General features: G+C 29.9%; 18 protein-coding genes and 3 tRNA genes. 13 read left to right on the plus strand and 8 right to left on the minus strand.

The genetic code is table 11. The annotated features are described in order from the left end of the window. Positions 1-94: 94 nt before the first annotated feature. Both gyrA and H0I29_RS12040 read left to right on the plus strand, forming a co-directional pair. The gene (gyrA, locus tag H0I29_RS12035) at positions 95-2,626 is read left to right on the plus strand and encodes a DNA gyrase subunit A (RefSeq protein ID WP_218752527.1); all 2,532 of its coding nucleotides are present in this window, start codon (positions 95-97) and stop codon (positions 2,624-2,626) included. A gap of 22 nt (positions 2,627-2,648) precedes the next feature. Next, positions 2,649-3,893, plus strand: coding sequence for a lipopolysaccharide assembly protein LapB (locus H0I29_RS12040; protein ID WP_218732945.1), 1,245 nt, complete (start codon positions 2,649-2,651; stop codon positions 3,891-3,893). A gap of 58 nt (positions 3,894-3,951) precedes the next feature. On the opposite strand, the gene H0I29_RS12045 is transcribed toward H0I29_RS12040, so the two are convergent. Next, the gene (locus tag H0I29_RS12045; RefSeq protein WP_218752528.1) at positions 3,952-4,722 is read right to left on the minus strand and encodes a C40 family peptidase; all 771 of its coding nucleotides are present in this window, start codon (positions 4,720-4,722) and stop codon (positions 3,952-3,954) included. Between the two features lie 37 nt (positions 4,723-4,759). Beyond that, complete coding sequence (locus H0I29_RS12050) at positions 4,760-5,938, minus strand: acetyl-CoA C-acyltransferase (protein WP_218752529.1); 1,179 nt, start codon at positions 5,936-5,938, stop codon at positions 4,760-4,762. Positions 5,939-6,072: 134 nt separating this feature from the next. Between H0I29_RS12050 and H0I29_RS12055 the strand changes: the two genes are divergently transcribed. The 8 genes from H0I29_RS12055 (at position 6,073) to H0I29_RS12090 (ending at position 12,971) form a co-directional block, all read left to right on the plus strand. Then, the gene (locus H0I29_RS12055) at positions 6,073-8,136 is read left to right on the plus strand and encodes an HD family phosphohydrolase (RefSeq protein WP_218732948.1); all 2,064 of its coding nucleotides are present in this window, start codon (positions 6,073-6,075) and stop codon (positions 8,134-8,136) included. Positions 8,137-8,240: 104 nt separating this feature from the next. Then, positions 8,241-8,322: transfer RNA gene (locus H0I29_RS12060), tRNA-Ser, on the plus strand. Positions 8,323-8,337: 15 nt separating this feature from the next. Continuing rightward, positions 8,338-8,412, plus strand: a tRNA-Pro gene (locus H0I29_RS12065). 30 nt (positions 8,413-8,442) lie between these two features. Further along, positions 8,443-8,516: transfer RNA gene (locus H0I29_RS12070), tRNA-Arg, on the plus strand. A 188-nt stretch (positions 8,517-8,704) separates the two neighbouring features. Then, positions 8,705-9,922, plus strand: a complete 1,218-nt coding sequence (locus tag H0I29_RS12075; RefSeq protein ID WP_218752530.1) for a site-specific integrase — start codon at positions 8,705-8,707, stop codon at positions 9,920-9,922. Between the two features lie 172 nt (positions 9,923-10,094). Then, positions 10,095-10,862, plus strand: a complete 768-nt coding sequence (locus H0I29_RS12080) for a hypothetical protein (RefSeq protein WP_218752531.1) — start codon at positions 10,095-10,097, stop codon at positions 10,860-10,862. Positions 10,863-11,107: 245 nt separating this feature from the next. Further along, positions 11,108-11,962, plus strand: a complete 855-nt coding sequence (locus tag H0I29_RS12085; RefSeq protein WP_218752532.1) for an AAA family ATPase — start codon at positions 11,108-11,110, stop codon at positions 11,960-11,962. After that, entirely contained in the window at positions 11,943-12,971 is a 1,029-nt protein-coding gene (locus H0I29_RS12090; RefSeq protein WP_218752533.1) for a DUF3871 family protein, read from the plus strand. Before H0I29_RS12085 ends, H0I29_RS12090 begins: the two co-directional genes overlap by 20 nt. Positions 12,972-12,994: 23 nt before the next feature. Here H0I29_RS12090 and H0I29_RS12095 read toward each other — a convergent pair whose 3' ends face one another. The 6 genes from H0I29_RS12095 to H0I29_RS12120 are packed head-to-tail and all read right to left on the minus strand — an operon-like array spanning position 12,995 to position 23,968. Then, entirely contained in the window at positions 12,995-15,247 is a 2,253-nt protein-coding gene (locus H0I29_RS12095) for a P-loop NTPase fold protein (RefSeq protein WP_218752534.1), read from the minus strand. Positions 15,248-15,258: 11 nt separating this feature from the next. Continuing rightward, positions 15,259-18,291 (minus strand): DEAD/DEAH box helicase family protein, encoded by a 3,033-nt coding sequence (locus H0I29_RS18375; RefSeq protein WP_254712620.1) that lies wholly within the window; start codon positions 18,289-18,291, stop codon positions 15,259-15,261. A gap of 3 nt (positions 18,292-18,294) precedes the next feature. Continuing rightward, entirely contained in the window at positions 18,295-20,196 is a 1,902-nt protein-coding gene (locus H0I29_RS12105) for a site-specific DNA-methyltransferase (RefSeq protein WP_218752535.1), read from the minus strand. Between the two features lie 4 nt (positions 20,197-20,200). Further along, the gene (locus H0I29_RS12110) at positions 20,201-21,091 is read right to left on the minus strand and encodes a PD-(D/E)XK nuclease family protein (RefSeq protein WP_218752536.1); all 891 of its coding nucleotides are present in this window, start codon (positions 21,089-21,091) and stop codon (positions 20,201-20,203) included. Continuing rightward, entirely contained in the window at positions 21,088-23,679 is a 2,592-nt protein-coding gene (locus tag H0I29_RS12115; protein WP_218752537.1) for a UvrD-helicase domain-containing protein, read from the minus strand. The genes H0I29_RS12110 and H0I29_RS12115 overlap by 4 nt, the downstream gene beginning before the upstream one ends. Next, positions 23,669-23,968 carry a helix-turn-helix domain-containing protein gene (locus tag H0I29_RS12120; protein WP_218752538.1) on the minus strand — a complete coding sequence of 100 codons (300 nt, stop codon included), beginning with the start codon at positions 23,966-23,968 and terminating at the stop codon, positions 23,669-23,671. Before H0I29_RS12120 ends, H0I29_RS12115 begins: the two co-directional genes overlap by 11 nt. 551 nt (positions 23,969-24,519) lie before the next feature. Between H0I29_RS12120 and H0I29_RS12125 the strand changes: the two genes are divergently transcribed. From H0I29_RS12125 to H0I29_RS12135, 3 genes are all read left to right on the plus strand, one after another. Beyond that, positions 24,520-24,921 carry a hypothetical protein gene (locus H0I29_RS12125; RefSeq protein WP_218752539.1) on the plus strand — a complete coding sequence of 134 codons (402 nt, stop codon included), beginning with the start codon at positions 24,520-24,522 and terminating at the stop codon, positions 24,919-24,921. A 51-nt stretch (positions 24,922-24,972) separates the two neighbouring features. Then, on the plus strand, positions 24,973-25,407 hold the full coding sequence (locus H0I29_RS12130) for a RadC family protein (RefSeq protein ID WP_218752540.1): 435 nt from the start codon (positions 24,973-24,975) through the stop codon (positions 25,405-25,407). Between the two features lie 284 nt (positions 25,408-25,691). Beyond that, the gene (locus tag H0I29_RS12135; RefSeq protein ID WP_218752541.1) at positions 25,692-26,039 is read left to right on the plus strand and encodes a KTSC domain-containing protein; all 348 of its coding nucleotides are present in this window, start codon (positions 25,692-25,694) and stop codon (positions 26,037-26,039) included.

Raw genomic sequence — 26,039 nt, forward strand, 5'->3', positions numbered from 1 at the left:
CTGAATTACAAGTGCTAAAACCTTTGTAAAAACAAGTAAAAATAGTAACTTGCCTTGTTTTAAAAAAATGACGTAAAATTAATCAAATATAAATATGGCAGACGGAGAAAAGTTAATTCCGATTAACATTGAAGAACAGATGAAAGCTGCGTACATCGATTACTCGATGTCAGTAATTGTTTCAAGAGCATTACCAGATGTAAGAGATGGTTTAAAGCCAGTTCATAGAAGGGTTTTGTTTGGTATGCACGAGTTAGGGATTAAAGCTACAGGTTCATATAAGAAATCCGCAAGAATTGTTGGGGAAGTTTTAGGTAAGTATCACCCACATGGAGATACTTCTGTATATGATTCTATGGTACGTATGGCACAAAGTTGGAGTGTACGTTATATGATGGTAGATGGTCAAGGGAACTTTGGTTCTGTAGATGGAGATTCGCCAGCAGCAATGCGTTATACTGAGGTTCGAATGCAAAAAATATCAGAAGACATGTTGGCTGATATTGAAAAAGAAACTGTAGATCATCGATTAAATTTTGATGATACTTTGCAAGAACCAACCGTTTTACCAACTCGTATTCCTAATTTATTAGTAAACGGAGCTTCTGGTATTGCAGTAGGTATGGCAACAAATATGGCACCACATAACTTAACAGAAGTTATAAATGGTACCATGGCATATATTGATAATAGAGATATTGAGATCGATGAATTAATGCAGCACATTACCGCACCAGATTTTCCTACAGGAGGAATTATCTATGGTTATGATGGTGTAAGAGATGCATTTCATACAGGTCGTGGACGTATTGTAATGCGTGCTAAAGCTATTATTGAAGAGGTTAAAGGACGTGAGTGCATTGTTGTTACAGAAATCCCTTACCAAGTGAATAAAGCAGAAATGATTAAAAAAACTGCTGATCTTGTAAATGAAAAAAAATTAGAAGGAATTGCGAATATTCGTGATGAGTCTGATAGAAACGGAATGCGTATTGTGTACATTTTAAAACGTGATGCAATACCTAACATCGTTTTAAATAAATTATTTAAGTACACACAATTACAAACTTCTTTTAGTGTAAATAATATTGCTTTGGTTAATGGTAGACCAGAACAATTAAACTTAAAAGAGTTAATTCATTATTTTGTAGAACATAGACATGAAGTAATTGTTCGTAGAACTGAGTTTTTACTTAAAAAAGCAGAAGCTAGAGCACATATCTTAGAAGGATTAATTATTGCTTCGGATAATATAGATGAAGTAATTAAAATTATTAGAGCTTCTAATAATGCAGATGAAGCTAGAGAAAGTTTAATTGAGCGTTTTGAGTTGTCTGAAATTCAAGCGAAAGCAATTGTAGAAATGCGTTTGCGTCAATTAACAGGACTAGAGCAAGATAAATTACGTGCTGAGTATGATGAAATTATGTTAACCATCACTGATTTAAAAGATATTTTAGCAAACGAACCAAGACGATACGATATTATAAAAGAAGAATTAGCACTTATTAAAGATAAATATGGTGATGAGCGTAGATCTGTAATAGAGTTTGCTGGTGGAGATATGCGTATAGAAGATATGATACCTGATACGAAAGTTGTGGTTACTATTTCTAACGCAGGATATTTAAAACGTACAAACTTAGAAGAATATAAGGTTCAGAATAGAGGAGGTAGAGGTCAAAAAGGAGCAACTACAAGAAATGAAGATTTCTTAGAGCATTTATTTGTTGGTACAAACCACCAATATATGATGTTCTTTACTCAAAAAGGAAAAGTATTCTGGATGCGAGTATATGAAATTCCAGAAGGTGGTAAAAACACCAAAGGTAGAGCAATGCAAAACCTTATTAATATAGAGCAAGATGATAGTGTAAAGGCATTTTTAGTAACTCAAGATTTAAAAGATGAAGAGTATGTAAATAACCATTATGTTATTATGGCAACAAAGAAAGGTCAGGTTAAAAAGACTTCTTTAGAGCAGTATTCTAGACCTAGAACAAATGGTATTAATGCAATTACTATTAAGGAAGGAGATGAATTATTAGAAGCGAAGTTAACTACTGGAGACAGTCAAGTAATGTTAGCATTAGCGTCTGGTAAATCTATTCGTTTCGAAGAAGCAAAAACGCGCCCAATGGGAAGAACTGCTTCTGGAGTAAGAGGTATTACTTTACAGCATGAAAATGATGAAGTAATAGGTATGGTTGCTGTAAATGATATGGAGAGCAATATACTTGTAGTTTCTGAAAAAGGGTACGGTAAACGTTCTAAATTAGAAGATTATAGAATTACCAATAGAGGTGGTAAAGGTGTTAAAACTTTAAATATTTCTGAAAAAACAGGTAATTTAGTAGCTATTAAAAATGTAGATGATTCTAACGATTTAATGATTATCAATAAATCTGGATTAACGATTAGAATGGCTGTAGAAGATTTAAGAGTAATGGGACGTGCAACGCAAGGAGTTCGTTTAATTAATATTAAAGATTCAGATAGTATTGCTGCAGTTGCTAAAGTTGCTCATGAAGAAGAGGTCGTAGAAGAGCTTGAAGGAGATGAGCTTGAAGGCGAAACAGAGAATGGCACGGAAATTGAAAATGATTCAAATGAAAATCAAGAATAACAATAAATTAATAATTAGTAAAATGAAAAATCAAATATTAGCGTTAACAGTTGGTTTCTTATCAATAGCTTCTTTTGCGCAAAAAGATGAAATTAAAGCTGCTGAAAAGGCAATAAAAAAAGGTCAATTTAAAGAAGCAAAAGCAGCATTGGCTGGTTTAGAGGCTACAGAAGATTCAATGGATTCAAAATATAAAGCAAAATATTTCTTTTTAAAGGGATCTGCTTATGGTAAATCGAATGCAGAGAAAGCGGCGGCAGCTTATAATAAATTAATTGCTTACGAAAAGGAAATAGGGAAGCAGAAATACACTAAGGAAGCAGAGCCTAAGTTAAATGAATTGGTACAGTTTGTTTCTAAAAATGCAATTAAAGCATACAACGAGCAAGACTATAAAAATGCAACAAGTGATTTTTATTTAACATACAAATTAAGCCCTAAAGATACTTCTTTCTTATATAATGCGGCTTTAAGTTCTTCTTTAGCTAAGGATTATGATGGGGCTTTAAAGTATTATAAAGAGTTACAAGATATTAACTATACAGGTATTTCAACTCAATATATTGCTGTTAATAAAGAAACAGGTGAAGAGGAAGATTTAGGAACTAAGGCTAATAGAGATGCAATGATTAAGTTTGGGAAATATACAAACCCAAGTGATAAAAATACCGAGTCTAAGCAAGCAGAAATCATTAAAAATATTGGTTACATATACGTAAATCAAGGTAAACCAGAATTGGCTGTTGAAGCTTTAGAAGAAGCTAGAAAATCTAATCCTAAAGACATCAATTTATTATTAAACCAAGCTCAAATGTACATTGAACTTGAAAAAATGGATAAATTTGGAGAGTTAATGAAAGAGGCTGTAGAAATTGATCCTACAAACCCAACGTTGTTTTTTAACTTAGGTGTTGTAAATGCTCAGGAAGATCATATTGAAGAAGCAATTGGATTTTATGAAAAAGCGATTGAATTAGATCCAGAATACGGAGATGCTTATTTAAATTTAGGAGTTACTATTTTAAATAAAAGAATAGCTGTTATTAATGAGATGAATGAGAATTTATCGAATGAAAAGAAATATACAGAATTAGAAGGTGAGTTAAAAGTTATTTGTAAAGAAGCTTTACCTTACATTATTAAAGCAGATAAGCTTGATAGAACAGAAGGAACTGTAAGTTCTTTATTAAATATTTATGATACTTTAGAGATGACTGCTGAAGCAGATGCTTTAAGACCAGTTTATAAAGAGATGAGAGGTCAATAATTAAGACTTTTAATTTTATATAAAAAAAACCGAAACTAATTTTAGTTTCGGTTTTTTTTTATATCATTTTTTTTATGATTCTTAACTTGTGTGTATGTTTTTGAAGTTCGGCATTAAAAATACCACTATGATCTAAAGTATCTATTCTTACTTTGCCATGGGCGTGTATAATATGGTAGTCACTTAAAATAATGCCAACATGAATAATTTCTCCTTCTTCATTATCAAAAAAAGCCAAATCACCAGCTTCACTTTCTTCTATAAAACTTAAAACTTCACCTTGTGTAGCTTGTTGATTAGCATCTCTTAAAAGTCGGTATCCACAAAGCTTATATACCATTTGTGTAAAACCAGAACAATCAATACCAAAAGGTGTTTTTCCTCCCCATAAAAAAGGGGTGTTTAAATAATTAAAAGCAGTTTGTGCAATTTTATGTTTAGATTCTTCTTCTGATAAAATAGCACCTTCATATGTGTATAATTCTGAGTTTATTTGAAGCTTACCTGCATTGTAGAAAGGCAAATTAGATCCTAAAGGAATGGTGGTTAACTCATTTTTACTATTGGTGATAAAATCAATCATTTCACCTGAAAAATATTGTTTCTCAGTTTTTAGTTTTGAATAGAAATCAGCAGAGATTTCTGTATACTGTTTATTATCTATAAATCCTTCATAGTTGTCAAAAGTCAAACGAATTTTACTCCATTCTTTCTGTTTTTCAGTCACTTCAAAAACTTCACCAAATAAAACTTGGCTAGTCATTTCTGATTGGTTTGATTCTTCTGCTCTTAAAGGAACAATGCTTAAATTACAAATGCCGTATAACAAGTTCTGGGTTTTGGTTTTTAATGTTAAATTAAATTTTTTACGAAATTCGCTCTATAACGAATGCACTTGCTCCACCACCACCATTACAAATAGCTGCAGCGCCAATTTTAGCATTATTTTGTTTTAATATAGAAGTTAAAGCAATTACTATTCTAGCTCCAGAAACTCCTAACGGATGTCCTAAGGAAACAGCACCACCATTTACATTTACTTTATCATCTGTAATACCTAAAATTTTCATATTTGCTAAACCAACAATAGAAAAAGCTTCGTTTAATTCAAAATAATCTACATCACCTATAGAAATATTTGCTTTTGCTAAGGCTTTTGGTAGTGCTTTGGCTGGTGCAGTTGTAAACCACTCTGGCTCATGTGCCGCATCTGCATAACTAATTACTTTAGCTAGAGGTGTAATGTTTAATTCTTTTGCTTTTTCTGCAGACATTAATACTAGTGCAGCGCCACCATCATTAATTGTAGAGGCATTGGCTGCAGTAACAGTTCCGTCTTTTGTAAAAGCAGCTCTTAAGGTTGGAATTTTATCCATTCTTACATTGCTGTATTCTTCATCCTCAGAAAAAATAATTGGTTCTCCTCGTCTTTGAGGAATTTCAACAGATACAATTTCATCAGCATATTTTCCATCACTCCAAGCTTTTGCAGAACGGTTATAAGATTGTATCGCAAATGCATCTTGATCTTCTCTAGAGAAACTATATTCAGTAGCACAAGTATCTGCGCAAACACCCATTGCAACATTGTTATAAGCATCTACTAAACCATCTTTTTGAAGTCCATCCTCCATTGTTATAGCTCCAAACTTAGATCCTCTTCTTGCATGTTGGTAGTGCGGAATAGAACTCATGTTTTCCATACCACCTGCAACAACAATATCAGCATCACCTAAAGCAATGGTTTGTGCTGCTAACATAATAGATTTCATACCAGAAGCACATACTTTATTTACGGTAGTACAAGGCACTGTATTAGGTATTCCTGCAAAAATGGCCGCTTGTCTTGCCGGCGCCTGACCTAAGCCAGCAGAAACAACATTACCCATAAAAACTTCTTCAACCAAATTAGGGTTTAAGTTTATTTTCTCTAAAGCTCCTTTTATAGCAATTGCCCCTAATTTAGGAGCAGGAATGGTAGATAAACTTCCCATAAAGCTTCCTATTGGAGTTCTAGCTACAGATACAATTACGACTTCTTTCATAAATATAGTGTTTATTTTGAGTAAGATTTGTTGTGCTAAATTAACTATTTTTAATCAATTTAGGTTTTATTATTCAACTTGAATTTTTGAGCTTAACTTTTTTATGGTAAGTTTGTAGTAAGAAGATATGTTCTATGAGTAATATAGTTAATAAACTGTACCAAAACAATGCCATTATTTATAAGGTAATTTTGTTTTTAGTTGCCACTATTGCAATTGTTTATTTGTTTCCAAAAGGAGGACAATTTAAATACGATTTTAATAATGGGCAACTTTGGAAATATGATAATTTATATGCGCCTTTTGATTTTTCTATTCAAAAAACTGCAGAAGAAATTGCATTAGAAAAGAAACAAATTTCAGAGAACTCAAAAGTTTATTTTTTACAAGATTTTGATGTTGAAAAGAGTGTAAAATCAAATTATAAAAGAAGGATTTCGCTATTAAAACAATCCGATTCTTTAAGTTCAGATGAAATTGTAAACATATCTAAAATTGGTCAAAATGTTATAGACAATATCTATAAACGAGGTTTTTTAGAGGTAGTAAGTCAAGAAAAGGTATCAAATAAAAACGAAATAGTTGCGCTTAGAAAAGGGAATGAGGTAGAAGATATATTGTTTAAAAACTTGTTAACGTCTAAAGAGGTTTTAGAAATAATTAGGAGTAATTTAGAAGCAGAAAGATCTTTTTATGGTAAAAAAATATTATTAGATTTATTATCAGAAATTATAAAACCCAACATCTATTTAGATACAATTTATACCGATAAAGTAAATGAAAATGCCATAAAAAATATTTCTTATACGAAAGGAATTGTAGAAGCTGGTAAATTAATTATCTTAAAAGGAGATATTGTAGAGGGAAAAAAATTAGCCATCCTAAATTCTTTAAAAACTGAATCAGAATCTCAGGTTTGGACGGACTCAAATTATAATTGGATTATTTTAGGGTATACAATCTTGGTTTCTCTTGCTTTATTGATGCTTTTATTATTCTTAAAAAAGTATAGAGTAGAAATATATGACAATAATAACCAGGTAACCTTTATCTTTTTCAATGTTTTTTTAATGATTTTTATACAAACGTTGGTTATTAAATATAATGCAGATTATTTGTATGTTGTTCCTTTAAGTGTACTTCCTATAGTTTTAAAAGCTTTTTTTGATGCGCGTTTAGGCTTGTTTACACACGTTTTAACAGTATTACTTTTAGGGTATATTGTACCAAATAGTTTTGAGTTTATATATTTACATATCATTGCAGGTATGGTTACGATACTTACGGTTTCTGAGTTATATAAAAGAGGTAATTTGTTTATTTCTGTGGCGCAAATTACACTTATCTATATGGTAACTTATTTTGCTTTTTCTATTATTAAAGAAGGGAATGCTTCTCAAATAAACTGGAATTACTTTATGCTTTTTGCTGCCAATGGTTTGTTGTCCTTTTTGTCAATAATTATTATATATATGTATGAAAAGGTTTTTGGTTTGGTGTCTGATATTACTTTACTAGAGCTTTCTAATACAAATGCAAAGCTTTTAAGAGAGTTAAATGAAAAAGCCCCAGGTACGTTTCAGCATTCCATGCAAGTAGCTAATTTAGCAGAAGCAGCAGCTAATGAAATAGGAGCGAACTCTATGTTGGTTAGAACAGGTGCTTTGTATCATGATATTGGTAAAATATTAAACCCAATGTATTTTACAGAGAATCAATCTACAGGAGTTAATCCTCACAACGATTTATCTGCAAGAGATAGTTCTAAAATAATTACAGATCACGTTATTAAAGGAGTAGAGCTTGCTAAAAAGTATAAGTTACCAGATCGAATAATCGATTTTATAAGAACGCATCATGGTACAAGTTCTACCTATTACTTTTATAAGAAGGAACAAGAATTGAATCCAGATACAAAAGTAGATATAAAGAAGTTTCAATACCAAGGACCTATTCCTTTTTCAAAAGAGACAGCGATCTTAATGATGTGTGATGCATCGGAAGCAGCGTCTAAAAGTTTAACAAAACCAACAGCTTTGTCTATTAGTAATTTGATAGATAAAATTATAAGTAAACAAATGGCTGATAATCAGTTTTTGAACTCTAATATAACCTTTAGGGAGATAGAGATTATAAAGAAAGTGATCAAGAAAAAGCTGATGAATATCTATCATTTAAGGGTAGAATATCCAGAATAAAAAAAATAATTTAAAAAAAAATCAAAAAAGGCTTGTGTAATCCTTTTAATGTCTTAAATTTGCACTCGCAATTTCAAGGTTATGTTTTTAACGTAACGCCGAAAGGAGAGATGGCAGAGTGGTAATGCAGCAGATTGCTAATCTGTCGACCTTAGGGTCGCCAGGGTTCGAGTCCCTGTCTCTCCGCTAAGAAATTGCACTCGGGGTGTAGCGTAGCCCGGTCATCGCGCCTCGTTTGGGACGAGGAGGTCGCAGGTTCGAATCCTGCCACCCCGACACAGTTGGTCGTAACAACTTAAAAATTACGGGCTCTTAGCTCAGCTGGATAGAGCACCTCCCTTCTAAGGAGGCGGTCGAAGGTTCGAATCCTTCAGGGCTCACTTAAACCTTACTAGAAATAGTAAGGTTTTTTGTTTTATTTAGGTTTTGTAAGGGTTTGTGTTATACTTTTATCTCTTTATCTTTTATTATAACGTTTCTCAATTAAAGAAATATGCCTTTTTGGGGTACACTTCTGGGTATCAATTTTTCACTTTGGGTATCAATTTTCAAAAACAAAATTAACATTATGAATAACCATAAAATTAGAGTGTTATTTGTAATAGCACTCAACAGGATAAAGAAGAATAATAAAGCTCCTATTTACTGTAGGATTACATATAATAAAAAGAGGAAGAAATTTTCAACAGGTCTTTTTATTAATCCTATTCATTGGGATAGTAGACAACAAATGGTAAAGCCAAAAACCAAAGAAAATAATTTAATAAACATTCAATTAAGCCTCATTAATCAAAAGATTAGTGAGGCTTTTTTAATGCTTCAAGTTTTACCTGATACATTTGATGTTGATGATATTTATAGGAAGTATAAAGGGGAGGATGTAAAGACGGAAATAACTATACTTGGAGCTTATGATTTGCATAATAGCAAAACCAAAAAGCTTATTGGAGTAGATTTTAATCAACTTTCATGGAGTAGGTATGTAGAAAGTAGAAGGAAGATTGCTGAGTTTATAAAGAGCAAGTACAATAAGTCTGATATGAAGTTGAAGCAATTGGATTTAAAGTTTATAAAGGATTTGGAATATTATTGGAAAACTGTAAAGAAATTAAAACAAGCTACTATTTATAGAAGTATGCAGAGGTTTAAAAAGATAATTCAGTTTGCAATTGATGAAAATTATTTACAGACTAACCCTTTTAATCTATATAAAAATAAGAAACATAAAAGTAAAATTATCTATTTAACAGAACAAGAATTAAAGGATTTGATGCAGTATAAATTTTCTCAAAAGAGATTAGAACAAATAAGAGATATGTTTGTTTTTTGCTGTTATACTGGCTTAGCTTACAAAGAAATGGTTAATTTAAGAACTTATCATATTAGTAAAGGATTTGATGGCAATTTATGGATAAATATGATTAGGCAGAAGACAGAACAATCTATATCTATTCCTTTATTACCAAAGGCGAAAATTATCATTGAAAAGTACCAACAAGCAGATTCTGATGTTGTATTACCAACTATTTCAAATCAAAAATTTAACTCCTATATAAAAGAAATTGGATTATTGGTTGGGATTAATAAAAATATGTCACACCACCTTGCTAGAAGAACTTTTGCTACCACTATTTTGCTTTATAATGATATTCCAATGGAAATTGTTTCAGAGCTTTTAGGACACTCCAAAATGAGTGTAACTCAAGATAGCTATGCTAAAGTGGTGCAGCTAAAGGTAAGTGAGAAAATGCAAATATTGAGTAAAAAACTTGAAAAAAGTAATTGAAGTTGCCATTATTTTGTATCTTTGACGGCAATCAATAAAAGGTAATTACACTTCTAGTTTATTGATTATTACATAGGTATACTTTCCTATTGAGTTTTATTATTTTATTGAGTTTTATATATAGGTTAAGCAAACAGCTTTAATCTATAAATTAATTTAAATTCATATAAAGATGAAACGAGATTACAATACAATTAATGATGATGACATTATTGAAGAGTTCAACAATGTTAAAGAAGAAAACTTATTAGTCCAGACTTCAAAAGACCTTAAAGAGGAAATTCACAAAAGAAGCTCTTGGGAGGCTGAAGAAGAAATATCAAATTCTAATGAAGAAGTTTTTTTACATGAGATTTCTCTTTATGACCCATGTAAATCTAGAGATGAAAATTTTGAAGATGGAATTTCTTCAAAGTATTTATTAGTAAGAGTAGAAAATACAGGTTCTTTAAGTATAGATACCATTATTCCTGACCAATTTAGTAAAGTTGTAACTGATTTAAATAAAATGGAAGAATATGGTACTCCTGAATTTATGGTTGTTGATTATGATACTATCTTTGGTATAAGGTTGATTACTTTTATAAATTATAATAGTGATTTTTTTACATGTGATGAGAGAGTTTTTTTTGAATCATTACTTATAAAATATAAGGCATTTGGTTATAAGCCTTTTTATTGGTCAAAAGAGGTTATTTGGAGAGAATTAGGTATTAAAAAAGACAGAGCAAATAGGATTATTAAAAGGTTTATTGAACTAGATATTCTTTCTACAGAAGTAAAAAAGAGTGTTTTGGATGGAAGACCACAGCAAATAACTTATTTCAATTTACAATCAAAAAAAATTTGTGAATTACTCCCGAAAATTTATAATGAAAGAGAAAGTAATGTATCACAAATTACAGAAGTCAAAAAATATCTAAATTTTAAGATAGCCTAAAAGGCTAATTTAAGCATTCAAAAAATGACAGGCTATCCATAGGGGTAGCCTTTTTTGGTATGCGGTTTTCAGCTTACTATAATATTTGTATTAAAGCGTTTAAGTATTATCTTTTATTTGAAGATTTCCTCCAAAGGGAAATAGATAATTATACTTCTCCTTTGTCAGAAATCCTTCAATTGAGTATTGCTTTCATTTAAAAATTAAACAATTCAAAAAAATATTAACAACTTAAACATAAAATTATGCAATTAAGAAAATCAGAAAGAAAACAAGCAAAAATTAAAATGGCATTACAAGGTAGTTCAGGTTCTGGAAAGAGTTTGAGTTCACTTTTATTAGCTAAAGGATTATCTGATGATAATTTAGAGAAAGTAGCTGTAATTGATACCGAAAATGGTTCTGCAGACCTATATGCTCATATAGGGAACTATAATGTATTACAACTACAGCCACCTTTTACTCCAGAAAAATATATAGAAGCTATAGAAGTCTGTGAGAAAGCAGGAATGGAAGTAATTATCTTAGATTCCATATCTCAAGTTTGGGATGAGTTGATAGATTATCACTCTAAATTACCTGGCAATTCTTTTGCTAATTGGAACAAAGTAACTCCACGACAAAAAGCGTTTATCAATAAAATTTTACAATGTGATGCTCATATTATAGCAACTATGAGGACTAAACAAGACTATGTTTTACAACAAAAAGATGGAAAATATGTTCCTGAAAAAGTAGGATTAAAAGCAGTTCAGAGGGATGATGTATCTTATGAGTTTACCATCGTTTTTGATATAGATATTAAACATTTTGCTAAAGCTAGTAAAGACAGAACCAATCTATTTTCAGGTAGACCAGAGTTTATACTAAATACCTCAACAGGAAAAAGAATATTAGATTGGTGTACTTCTCCTGTTAAAGAGGGAGATGTTAAACAGAAAATTGCAGAATGTTTATCAGTTAGTCAGTTAATGACGTTGTATAAAGAATATCCAAGTTTCCAGTTGCCATTAAAAGCTTTATATCAATCTAAAAAAGACCAGTTAGAACAATTAGTTAAACCTCAAAATTATAGTAGCAATGGAGTTAGTACAAATTAATCAAGAACGTAAAATAGAAAGCAATATACTTTTACCTATAAAATCTCTAAACAATAGTAATGAGATTAAATTATTAAAAGTACCTACAGAGAATAACAATCCCTTTATAGAGGCTAACACTAAAAATGTTAGCCTTTTTAATTTAAAGAATGATTGTATTATACCTGTTTTTAGTAAGGATAATGAAAAAACTTTAGCACATCAGGAATTTATTGAAATAGCACAAAATTGTGTAACTAAAGTATTTCCAAATCATATAATATTAGAACCAGAAATAAGGGTTTCTCATCAAATTAAGGGAAGAACAGCTAATGCTATTTACAAACCTGTAAAAGAATTATTGGAGCATGAAAAAACTCAATATTTTGAAAGAATGGCTTTTATCATTAGAATACCATCTATAACAGAAAATATCAATGGAAATAATATCTCACTAACTGTAGGGGGGGTTAGAGCCTATAATCAAGAAAACCTCTACAATAGAAAAACTTATGAAAAGTTTAAATTCTTTATTGGTTTTCAGAATATGGTATGCTGTAATTTATGTATTTCTACAGATGGCTACCAAGATGAAATGAGAGTGGGTAATTATCAAGAATTAGAGTCTAAAATTATAGAACTAATTCAAGGTTACAATGCTCAAAATCATTTACAAGAAATGATGAGGTTATCTGAGCAGAATATTTCAGAAAAACAATTTGCTCAACTTATTGGTAGAGCAAGACTATATAATTATTTGCCAAAGCAAGAGAAATCTCAAATTCCAGAATTGTTACTCAATGATGGACAAATTTCTACAGTAGCTAAGGACTATTATTTAGACAATAGCTTTTGTAGAAATGATAATGGATATATTAACTTGTGGAATGTGTATAATCTCTTCACAGGAGCTAATAAGAGCTCTTATATAGACTCTTTTCTATCAAGAAATGTCAATGCCTTTGATTTTACAGAAGGCTTGGCTAATGCTATCAATGGAGATTCTAACGACCATTGGTTTTTGAGTTGAGTGTTGGCCAACTCCTAATTAGTTTAGGGGTTGGTTTTTTTCAAATCATTATTATAATGAAACATAAATTGAGCTAAAAACATTAAATCATCTTTATCTTCATTAATTTTCCATATTTCATCACTATTATATTTAGGATTTTTCAAATCTTCAGAAAACTCTTTTGAAATAATATTAGCAGCAATTTTTGGATTAAAAAGTAGTTTTAAAAATTTATAATTTTCAAGGACAAAATCATCCAAATAACTACCATTAGAACCATTATTCCATATAGTTGGAAAACATTTAATTAAACTTGCTATAGTATTTTTATTTATATGTTTTGACATATATTTCTGAAATTCTTTAGGATTCAATTCACTCCATATGCTAAATATAGCCCTTGTTTCATGATTTTCAAATTGACTAAAGAAAGGTTCTTGTGTATATTTTTCCTTTATTTTTTTAATTATTTCGGAATCAATCTTTTTCTGTAAGCTTGAATTTTTAAACTCTTCATTATAAAGAGCTCTTCTTGAGTACATGATATCAACTATATCTGCTGTACCAATAAAATTAATTGTAATATCTTCTAATTGATTTTTATCTAAAATAGATGCATTACTAAACAAATCCTCAACAATTTGATTTCTACTAGTCTTGTTGAATATATTAGTTCCTTCAATTTCATAGACAAGACTATCTAGATGCTTTAAGAAAAAATAAATTAGATTATATCTTTTATCATTTTTTTGTGTCTGTTTTATTCTATTTATTACTTCATAAAAAAACTTGCCTTTATCATTACTGGATAAAAATTTATTGAAAGCTTCCAAAGCAGAATTATCCTGTTCTATTATTAATTTCAATAATGCATCCAACTCTATATTTGAAATTCTTCCAGAAGTATTGTAATTAAAATAAGTTTTAAAATACTCAGAATTATTTATTCTTCTTTCAACAATAGATAACTCACTGTCAATTTTGACTTTATAAGATTCGTCTTTACTAAAAAGATAATCAGAAACTACTCCTCCTCTATGTTCAACAGGGAATAGTTTGTTAAGGATGATTTTTATTAATTCTATATCATCTTTAAGATAATTCTTCTTAGAGTTAATTAATTTTTTTAATCCTTCATTTAAAATTTCTGCATTTTGACCTACAAGACCATCAATTGTTCCATGTTTTTTGAAGAAATGGGGATGGTTTTTAACATAATTATAAACCTTCAAGTATTTTATTCTTAATAATTCTAGCCAAATTAAGTCAGCGTAATTAACCTCACTTTTTAAGGCAATCATATTTGTAGAGAAACTATTTAAAAGTCTATTTAGCATTCTAGGAGATGTGAGGTGATTTTCCAATCCATAAATCTCTCTAAAGAATCTATTTACCCCAGTATTATAATCATGAGTTGTTTCACTTTTTAACTCATTAATATTAATTCTATAATTAGAGAAAATTTTTGTAAGTCCTTTTTTTAATTCATTTAAAATGATTTGAGGCTCAACTTTGGGCAGTACAATAGGAATATTTACGATTTTTTCTAAATATTTTTCACCATCACTAATATCATCTCCATAATTCTTATAGATTGCTTTACTAACCATCTCATTATCCAGTGCTACTATGTAAGTTATATTTCTAAAGGAGGCTATTAGCTTTAATAACCTAAAAATCAAATATAATTCGCGTTTATTAAGTCTGTCTATGTCATCTAAGAATATGACTATTCTATAATTATGTTTTTTTAATATATCATCTATGCTAGTTTTTTGTTCTTCTAAACTTTCTTTTTTTTTGTTATTTTTTAAATAATCAAAAGTTTCGTTAAAACTATATGCTGTTTTTACTGTATACTTTATTCCTAAATTAACACCTTTTTCAACTTCAACTTTAGTTCCTGCTAAAACTGAGGCACAATATTTTTTTAAGACATTAATTAAAATCTTTTTATCATTACTACCATAATCATTATTTATTACTTTTATTAGTGCATTAAAAAACTCAAGTAGCATTTTGTCTTCACTTTGATACCTCCAAGGATTAAATTTGAATTTTATTATTTTTTTAGAATCACTAGCTACTCCAGCTTCTAAATCCTTGAATATCAAATTTAAAAAGGAAGATTTTCCTTCACCCCATTTGCCATAAACCCCAAATATCATAGGCTCATCTGATTTACCAGATAACCTTATTGCTTCCTGTATTTTCTTAGCATATGGGGTGAAATTAAATATGTCTTCAGAAGTAGATTGTATTGCATTATTTGATTGATAATAATTGGTTCCCATATTTTTATCCTTTATAAAATTTTATCCTGTTCCTGTTTAAGAATCTTTTTAATATACCAGGTTGGCTCATCACCTTTAATTACGTCATAATCTATTCCGAGAGCAGTAAAATGTTTGTGGGCTACTTTTACTTTATTAATTTCATGTACAAATCTTAGCTTTTCTACATCTGCTGTTCCTTTTGTTTCTCTAACTAATTGTACTTTTATTCCTTCTTTATCATTTCTAATTACACCCCAATCTGGATTATAATTTCCAATAATTTTTGGGAAATCAATTTTGTACTTTGAAGGGAATTTAAAAAAGAATTGCACTTTATCATCACCTTCTAATTTAGCAGTTACGAAATGGTCTTCTACTTCTGAATCTTTTTGAGATTTATCATACAAACCATGTTTTTCAGAATCTACAATTTCTGTTTGTACATAGTTTATTTTTTTAGGGAATAACTCTTCTACATCATGTTGCATACTTTCTTTTGAGGTTTCAAATTCAATGTTTTCTGCTACATGAATAGCAAGTGCATTTTTAGTTATTTCAATAAGCTTATTTGTGAAACCTTCAGGATTTCTGAATAGTTTGCCTTGTTCATCATGTGGTACTGCCTTTAATATTTTAAAACAAGTGTCTTTTGTTAGTGAAGTTGCTTGTTCTAACTTATCAATAACATTGAACACAGGAAATGTTTGTGAACCAGTTTGTGAATCTTTAGCTTTCACATCTCTATTGTCACTTACAGTGTAGATTTCTGCTTTAAATTTAGAAACCTTAAAACCATTTTTAAACTCAATATCTGGATTGGATTTGTTGGGTTCAATAGTGTTAACTTTAAAACCTCTTAGTTTAGGTTCTTTGAGTATTTTTTCTAAATCATCTCCTTCAGAAATTTCCAATCCACCATCAAAAAGATTTCCTCCTAAATTATTTTTGTTTCCTCTGGTGTCTTCTTTTACAATACTTATGAGTGCCTTATTATCATCTTCAAAAGATTTTATTTTAAAAGTAAAAGTTGTAATCACAAAATTACCTTTACTGATAACTACTTTTGGAACAGGAAATGTATTGTTCTTCTTGTCTTTAAATTTTTCTTTTATTTCAGCCAATAGTTTATCACTATCTACATTTATGGTGTATTTAGACTTTAAAGTTAGTTTGGTCCAAAAATCTTTAAACTCTGAACTAGTATAAAACTTATCTTGTCTTTTTGCAGGTGCTCTTTTAGGTTTAGGTTTTGGAGGTGCATCACCTTCATTTTCAATGTATTCTTGCTGTAGTGTATTTGCAAAAGACTCATAACTCTCATTTGCAATTACAGTTAAGATATTTACTTGGTCATCATGTATTCTTTCTCCTTTTTGGTTTACAGCTAACCTTAAACCTCTACCAATTTCTTGTCTTTTTTTAGTGATTGAAACAGTCTGGTTTAAAGTACAGATTTGAAATACATTAGGATTATCCCAACCTTCTTTTAAAGCTGAATGTGCAAAAATGAAACATACATCGTTATCAAAAGAAAGGAGTTCTTCCTTCTTTTTCATAATGAGTTCAAACTGCTCCTTCTGAGCCTTTCTTTGGTCATTATTTGTGGCTTCATCTGCATCTAAAAAGTGTGTTACACCTCTTTTCTTGTAGCTAGCAAAGTAAGATGCTTGAACTTCTTCAGGACTTTTATCTTTAAATAATTCTAAGCTATCTCTGTTTATTCTAAATTCCTCATCAAATATCTTTTTAATAATACCTGCATTTTCTCCATCACCAACATAGTTTGCAACTTTATCTATAAAGAAAAGTGAAACTACTTTTATGCCTTGTTTTTGCACCTTTTTTTGATGTGTAATATGTTGAGCAATGGTTTCTTTTATTTGATATCTAAATATTTCAGGTCTTGAAATACCATCACCTCCTAACATGGTTAAATGTGTGCCATCTTGAAAGGTTACAAATTCTTCTTCTTTAGCTGAACCAATATTTTCTACAACTAAACCTTGATGTTCTTTTAAATGCGTTTTATCATAAAGGTCTTGTCCTGTTTTTAAAATGACTTCTTCTATTTTTTGGACACCATTTTTTTCAGTATATGTGGCTAATGTGGCTTTTGCAGATTTTCCTTTACCACTTACTTTTTTTAATGACAAGGGTATTTTACCACCTAATTCTCTTTGTTCTACACCAACTACTTGTATTCTCTTTACTAAGTTTTCTCTAAAGGCTTCCACAGGAGTTAATCTGTATACTAAATTTGGAGTTTCTTTGTGTGTGGCAGAATACCTTAAAGAAAATAAAGGCTTAAGTGTTCTAATGGCATCTTTGGACTTTGCAGAGTTCATATTCTGAGGTTCATCCATAATAACAATAGGTCTTGTTTTTTGAATGTACTCATAAGGCAAAAACTTTCCAGGTAATTTGTCTGTAGGTTTATATAAATTATTGGTAACAGAATTAAATGCTGCCAATGTAATTAATAGTACTTCTACATTTTTGGCAGTAGCAAAGGTTTTTACCTCTTGTATTCTGCTACTATCATAAGGTCTAAGAGCAAAAAAATCATTACCATAAATTGTTTTAAAATGGTCTTGAGTAATTTCCCAACTCTTTTTCACACCTTGGTAAATAGCTACAGATGGTACTACAATTATAAATTTACTAAAGCCATACTTTTTATTGAGTTCATAAATGGTTCTTAGATATACATAAGTTTTCCCTGTACCTGTTTCCATTTCTACTGAAAAGCTTGGGTACTCATGAAAATCATTACTTACACCTTCAAGCATTAAACCTCTTTCTTTTTCTAAAGAAGGGCTTGTGCCAATTTTCATAGTAGGAGTGTCTCTGGCATCCATTTGCATATCAAACTCCTCTTGTACAAACTGTAAGTTTTCTAACAAGAAGTCATCATCTAAATCTTCATCTTCTGGTAAGTTTGGAGTAACTTCACTACTAAAATTCCATTTTACATGGTATTCTCCAATACCATCAAACAAATCTACTACATTGTTTATAGCATTAAGCTGAAACTCTTGGTTGGGATTAAACTGTAATTTCATAGCTTAAATGGTAAATAGTTTACATTGGTTATCTAAAGTTTGTTTTAAAGCATCATTACCTTCAAAAGCTTTATCTAAGCAAACAAAATGGTCTGTGTCTTGTAATTGTAGTTTACTAAAATCTGTGTTTTTGAAACTATATAGCATTGTGGTATATAGTGTGTATGGTACCCATGCATGAGTTATTTTAAAAATACCACTTGCTACTTCTTCTTGTTTTGCTGTTAAAGGAAAACCCTCTTGCAGTATTACTTCTGTAATAAAACCTTGTGTGGTAACTCCATCTTGTAATGGGTTTTTATAGGCTAACTCCATTTTACTAAACAAATCTGGCAATGCTCTATCTTGGTCTGTCTTAAAATCTTGCCATTTGTAGATAGTAGAATTATCTTGTTTATAGACTTTAAATCCTTGTGTTTTATCAATTGTTTTAATTGCCTTTTTAATTCTATCCTTTGTTATTTCTGATATCACTTCATAACCTAATGATAATGCATATTTAGCTGTTTTTCCTTTAGGCTTTATTTTTTCTGCAATTTGAGTAATAATAAACTTTATCTTTTTCTCATTATACAAATCTATTACAGAATGACCAGTTGTACCTGAACCTGCATAGAAGTCAAGCACAATATCACCATCATTTGTTACCATAGATATAATATTTTTTATCATTTCTAAAGGTTTGGGATTGTCAAAAACTAAGTTTCCAAATTGTTCTTTCTGCCACCTTGTATCTATTGAATTATCTATATACCAAAAACTATCAGGAACAGAATAATTATCTCCTGTTATATAGTCTTTATTTCCAGGTGGTGTATCATCACTTCCATAATAAATTAAATCCTCATCTTGTAATCTTTTTAATTCTTCTAAAGATTTCCCCCATCCTCTACTTGGTATAGTACATTCTGCTCCAGTATTTGGATTTATTATAGTATAGTCTTTTGGACCACCTTCTCTTGATAAGTCAGCATCTTTAAAAATTCCTTTTTCATCAATTTTATTCCATCTACTTAGATGAGCATATTTAGGTCTTCTATACATTTCTTTTATTTCAGAATGAATATCATCTAATGAAAAATTTTGTTCCTTAAGTTTTAAAAATGTTTTATGAATATCATTTGTTCCTTTCTTTTCTATTCTCCAAAGAACATCTTTCAGGTTTAACTTGTCTTTTGCATAACACAAGAAATATTCACAAGAAACACTTACAAGGTTAGCTTGGTTTTTATTCGAGTTGTTTTTATGAATGAATTGGGCTATGAAATTTTCTTCTCCATAGACTTCATTCATAAGTTGTTTAAGGTTATGTATTTCCTCATCTGCAATTGAAACAAAAACAAAACCATCATTAGTTAATAAATCTTTTGAAACTCTTAATCTTGGATACATGTCAGTTAACCAATTGGCATGGTATTTACCAGAAGATTTTGGATTAGAAACCAATACTCCTTCATCAGATTGTTGACCAGTTCTTCTTAAATAATCCTCTGTACTGTCACCAAAACTATCTTTATAAATAAAATCATCACCTGTATTGTATGGGGGGTCTATATAAATCATCTTTATTTTTCCCATATAAGATTTTCTGAGAATCTTAAGAACCTCAAGGTTTTCTCCTTCAATAAAAATGTTTTCTGTGGTATCTTCATTTACACCTTCACCCAAACAAGGCTTTAAAGTACCTGTAGGCGATTTTGCTGCAATTTTTCTAGCATCTTGCTTACCAACCCAGTTTAAGCCAAAGTGTTCTTTTACAGAGTTGTCTGTGCTAAAGTCTCCAATTAAAGTTTTTAGAGTATCCACATTAAACACTCCATCTTCCCATGCTTCAGGAAAAAGCTGTTTGAGTTCATTGAGTCTATCATCTGTGAAGGTATATTGTGGTTTAAATTCTTGTGGCATTTTTTTAAATTAAATCGTTAATATCAGTTGGTGGTGGTGTAGTAAAGGCATTTGTGTTTGTGAAATTCTCAACTTCATCTGCATTACCTAAATCATTAATATACTCTGTAAAACCTCCACTAAAGGAGTTGGTTACTTGTGCATATTCTCTATAAGAATCACATGAAAATCTTGCATCACAGTTTCTACAAACTCTGGTTGCAAATCTTTGTTTTGTGCCTCTAATTCTATCTTGTAATTTCTGTAAACTTGGTGGTGTAAATTCTCTACCTTCTATATTATCTACTACACAGGCAAATTTTGTAATTGTATCTTCAACTTTCTCTTGTGAAAAAGGGATTTGAATGACAGGATTCCATTTTTCCATTTCTTTATGCATTCTAACATCATCATCTGCATCTAATGCTTTTTTTATTGCTCTAGGGAATTGTGTAGCAATAACTGCTGTGCCATCTAATCTTTCATTTCTAAGGTTTTGCCATATATGAGTGTATACATTAAGTTGGTCTATATAATCTTCTTTATTAGCATTTACATAGTCAGCATCATGAGTTTTTATATCATACATGGTAGTAGTATTTTTTTCTCTAATAATATCTACAACACCTTCAATAGTAAATCTGTTTCCTTTAGGTGAAATTTGTTCTGGTAAGGTTAGTTTTACTTCTGTTTCTGTAACAGTTTCTGCAATTTCTCTCATCTTTCTGAAATACAAAATAATTTGCCATAAACCTTGTCTTTTTACTTCTGGTGAAAGTGCATGACCACCTTCAAGTCTTAACCTTTCATAATTTATGTTGTATTGTTCCTCAATCCATTCTTCCATTTCAATGAGGTACATTTGTTCTTTAAGCTTGGCTTTATCTTTTCTAATTAAACTGTCTTGCTCTCTCATGCTTTTTGTTCTCTTTTAGAAATTAATAATTCATGTAAATCCTCAATAGTATTGTGAACTAATGAACCAAAAAACATAGTTTGACTTCTTGAAGGAATAAAACCATATTTTCTAAAAATCATGTATTGTCTTGGGCATCTATCATAAGCTAAATAATCTGCTGTATATGAATAGGGTTTACTTAGAGCTGACTCTTTGAATTCATTTATATTTAAGGTAGAGGCATCATAACTTTGCATATCTAAAGCACCAGTACTTTCTAAAGTACTATTAATATAGGATATAGTACAGTTTCCTTTTCTGGCTTTTACAGGTTTTAGTTTAGGTAAGATAAGTAGTTTTTCTGCTCTAGATAAGCCTACATAAAAAATCCTCATTAAATCAAACCTTCCAATTTTATCTAGAGGTTCTCCTTCTATTTCTTTAAGGTTTCTGATAATAACTTCTTTTTTATCTGCTTCTAAAAACTCCCTTCTTTTTGGGTACATAAATACAACAGGGAACTCTAAACCTTTTGATTGGTGTATGGTAAGTACTTGTATGTTTCCTTTAGGGAAAGGGTCGTCTTCATTTTCATAATCAGATTCTCCCATTCTATAGATGGTGTATAAATATGAAGAAAAGAATAACCTTATAAAACCGTCTTCTCTAAGGAAACTTGCAGAAAGAATTGAAGAGTAAATCTCCATAAACTTGGTGATGTATTCTACAATTTTAGAGAGGTTACATATAGGTGCTTCATTTCCTTCATTTTGTGCTAAATCAAAATAATGTTTAAAGTGGGTAAATCCTGTAAGTTGATAAAATAAATCTAAAATACTCCAGTCTAAAGAAGTGGCTCTATTTATAATTTGAGAAATTTTAAAAGGGGTTTGGTCACTTCCTTCTTTAAATCTTTCATTTACAATTCTAGCTAAATAAGGACTTAAAATTGCATTTCTAGCACCATCAGAAAGATTGGTAGCTTCTGCTAATTTCCTTCTCATTAGGTTAAGGTCAAATTCTTGGTCCAATTCCCAATTGTTTTTCTCAACCACTCTCAATAATGCTTCAAAGTCTTTTGTTACTTTTTCTAATTCAACTCTTTTATGATTTACGAATTTGCTTAAATCACTATCTTGAGATATAATTTCTTTACCTGTATTATTGATTTCTTTCAACCATGCTTTATACTTGTTGAATTCAAAGCCTGAAAACTCTGAAACATCAGGTGTGCCAAAAATATTAGCAAACACTCCAAAGAGTTCTGAAGCTTCTTGTCCTTCTAAAAATCTCCCAGCTCTTGGTGCATAAACATTTAATCCATTATCTCTTAAAGCTTTAATAGTTCTTTGAGCATCTGTGTTTGTTAGTGAAGGAAATAAAAATGCTATTTGGTTAGCATCACTTACAGTTTTGTTGTTTATTAAGTCTTTACAGAACTGAGCAGTTTGGTCTATCCAATCATCTTGTACTGAAATTACAGAAGTGCCAGAATCAGTTGAAAAGGCATTAATACCTTTATCATGAACTCTATATTGGCTATTTACATCTCCATCTTTGGTCCAGTCTTCTTGTTTTATAAAACTCGAATAAAAATCTACAATTTTTTTTCTTGACCTATAATTTATTGAAAGAGGTATTTTAGTAGTTTCAACTTCTAAATGTTGTTTTACTCTTGTTGGAAACTCTACAAAGTTTTCAACAGTACTACCTCTAAATCTATAAAGTGCTTGGTCATCATCCCCAACAACACAAATATTTTTATTTCCAGCTAATGCAAAATAGAGTTGTTCTTGAATGCTATTTGTATCTTGATATTCATCTACAATAATGTATTTGAAAATCTTTGTTGCACCTTCAAAATTATCTACAACTTGTAAAGCTTTATCTTGTATTAATGATAAATCTGACTGGTCAAATAAGGTGTCTTCAACTAGTATGTTTCTGTACTCTTGGTACATTTTTAGAATGGCAAAAAGCCCGTCATCTTCATCAGTTTTGTTAAGCGCATCTTCAATATCTAACCTTTCTTCAGAAAACCTATTAAATAAGGCTGTACACTCTAAAATAGCTTTGTGTTTGTTTGGAAAACTTGGTGTTTTTTTCTGAAAGTATGCATTTAACTCAATGGTTTCAATATCTCCCGCAAGTAATAACCTATTCCAAATAGAATGTCTTTTTATAAAAAAGTATTGCTCTAACTGGTCAATAGTTTTTACAGGTTTATTTCTACTCCTATTTTTAAAAAATCTTCTATCTCCAATTATTCTGTTACATGCGGAATGTACTGTACCAATATACATACTTGCTAAATCATATTGTTTCCCTGTATGGTTACTTGCTAAACCTAAAAGTGATTGCAAACCTTCCTTTAGTTGGTGTGCTGCCTTTTCAGTAAATGTAGTAAGTAGTATTTCATCTGGTTTTATTTCATGAAAAACTATTAAATTAAGAGTTCTCCATAAGAGTACTCTTGTCTTTCCAGAACCTGGACCAGCTGTTAGGTATAATGCTCCTTCAATATGTTTTATTGCTTGTTCTTGTGATTTGTTAGGAGTAAAAGCAACCTCCTTCCAAAGAGTTTCTAAACTGAAATTATTGTTCATCTCTTTCTTCTATTTTTAATCTTTTTAAAGTTAGTTTAACCGCTTCAATAGCTAAATCTTCTCCTTTTACATCTTCATATACTTTCTCGCTAAGCCATAACTTTAAAAGTTTACTATGTTCAATGTCTAGTGCAATAGACAATTTATCTATTTGCTCTCTAGTAGGTTTTCTATCTCCTTTTTCAAATTTACTTATTAAAGCAGTATCTGTATCTATCATAGAAGCTACTTCTCGCAGTAATAAGTTTTTAGTTTCCCTTTTAGATTTTAGTAATTCTGAGAGTATCATTTGGTAGTCAAATTAGTTCTTGTCAAAGATTGTCTAAATCTAATTAAAATTATTGGTGTAAAAAATTTTTTTAATTTTTTTTTTTTGGATGCTTTGTGAGAGTGCTAACCACCTTATACAATACCCCCCACTCATTCTTGGGGATTTAAACTCCCCGACCCTTAATTTAAATTAGACTTTTTTTTACACCTGTATAATTGTAATCATAAAAAAATGAGCAAGAAGTTTTATGCTTCTTGTTTAATACTTTTAATATAATAGATACATAATGTGTGATTCAAAACATATTCATAGAATCTAGTTGAGGTACAAGTAACAATGAAAAACTTAATCGAGGTTGAGGATAGTTTTATAATTCTATCAAAATGATAATCTGTATTTGATTTCTTTTTTCAATCACTATACCCCCTTAAAGACCCTAACTAATTTGTGGAAGAAAAGTTCTTCAAATATTTAATGCTCTAATAGAATTTCAAACTATAGTTGATAGCATAGTTATATAATTCTTAAAGGTATTAAATATTAAAAAAACAACTCAAAAATTAAACAAAATGGTTAGAATCATTAATTACAAAGAAAGAAACAAAGAAGATGGAACATCATTCTTTGTATTAGAATTACAAGGAGGAATAGAAATGGTACAGTCTAAAGAAACTGGTAATTTCTATGCTACAGCAAAAAAAGCATTTATTCCATCAACTTTTGATGAGCAGACTTGTGTTGCTTTAATAGGAACTGATATGCCAGGTAGCATCTCTAAAGAGGAGTGTGAGCCTTATGATTACGTAGTAAAAGAAACTGGTGAAGAAATAACTCTTTTTCATAGATGGGTTTATATGCCAGAGAACAAAACTATTGCTAAACCTGTAAATTCTTCGAATAATTTTCAGAAGTATTTAGAGCCAGATTTAAAGCAATTTAGTCAAAATGGTATTTTAGAACACGCTGAATAATTAACTTTTAGGGGTATTGCTTTATGCAGTACCTCTCTTTAATTTTACTATATGGAAATTTCAGAAATAAGTGTTTCTTACTCTACTATAATTAGTAAGAGAGAAAAAATAAAAGATAGCCAAATCTCATATAATATTTTTATTAATTATTGGAATAAAAGTATTATTGAATTACAGGAAGAGTTTAAAGTTCTTTTATTAAATAGGAATAATGAAGTTTTAGGAATATATCCTTTATCTAAAGGAGGTGTTTCAGGAACTTTTGTAGATGTTAAATTAGTTTTTTCAGTAGCTTTAAAATGTAATGCTTCCTCTATTATTGTAGCTCATAACCATCCTTCTGGAAATCTAAAGCCAAGTGAAACTGATAAAAATCTTACAGAGAAGTTAAGAGTTACTGGTAATTATTTAGACATAAAATTATTAGACCATATTATAGTTACAAAAAATGATTATTACAGTTTTGCAGATAATGGAATACTATAGTTTAGTACTTTTAGTAATTATGTCTAAATCATAATTTTTTAGAATTGTAGTATTTATGAAATTATTATGGTTAAAAGTATTAACCAAAATCATAAAAAAAAATCCACTTTTTACTGTGAATCTATATATGAGTCTGCAGTAGATTTTGGATTTTTTTCTTTAAATAGTAGAGATGTTCACTAGTCAATAGTCAAGGTTTTTATCCTATATTTTAATCTTAAATTTAATTCAGATTAATATTAATAGCTAAATTTAGTTTTATTTAAAAACATTAAATTTACAAAATGAATAAATTACTGTTAATTACATTTTTACTATTTATGTTATCCTGTAAAGGGCAAGATTGTGAGACGCTGCCTTTAACCTATACAAGTTATTCTGAAGCAGTAAAAAAGATTTCAAGTGCAACTTTTAATTTTACAGATTCAGTAAACACTTCTTCTAGTTCTTGGATTAGAAATGCCAATTTTTATAGTTGTAATGGTAGACATGGTTATCTGATATTAAAGACAGCAAAAAAGAATTATATCTTTAAAAATGTACCTAAACAAGTATGGTATAATTTTAAAGAAGCAAGTTCTTTTGGTGAGTTTTATAACAAAAACATTAGAGGTAGATACAAGTTAATCTAG

The sequence above is a fragment of the Polaribacter sp. R2A056_3_33 genome (assembly GCF_019278485.1).
Classification (GTDB): Bacteria; Bacteroidota; Bacteroidia; order Flavobacteriales; family Flavobacteriaceae; genus Polaribacter.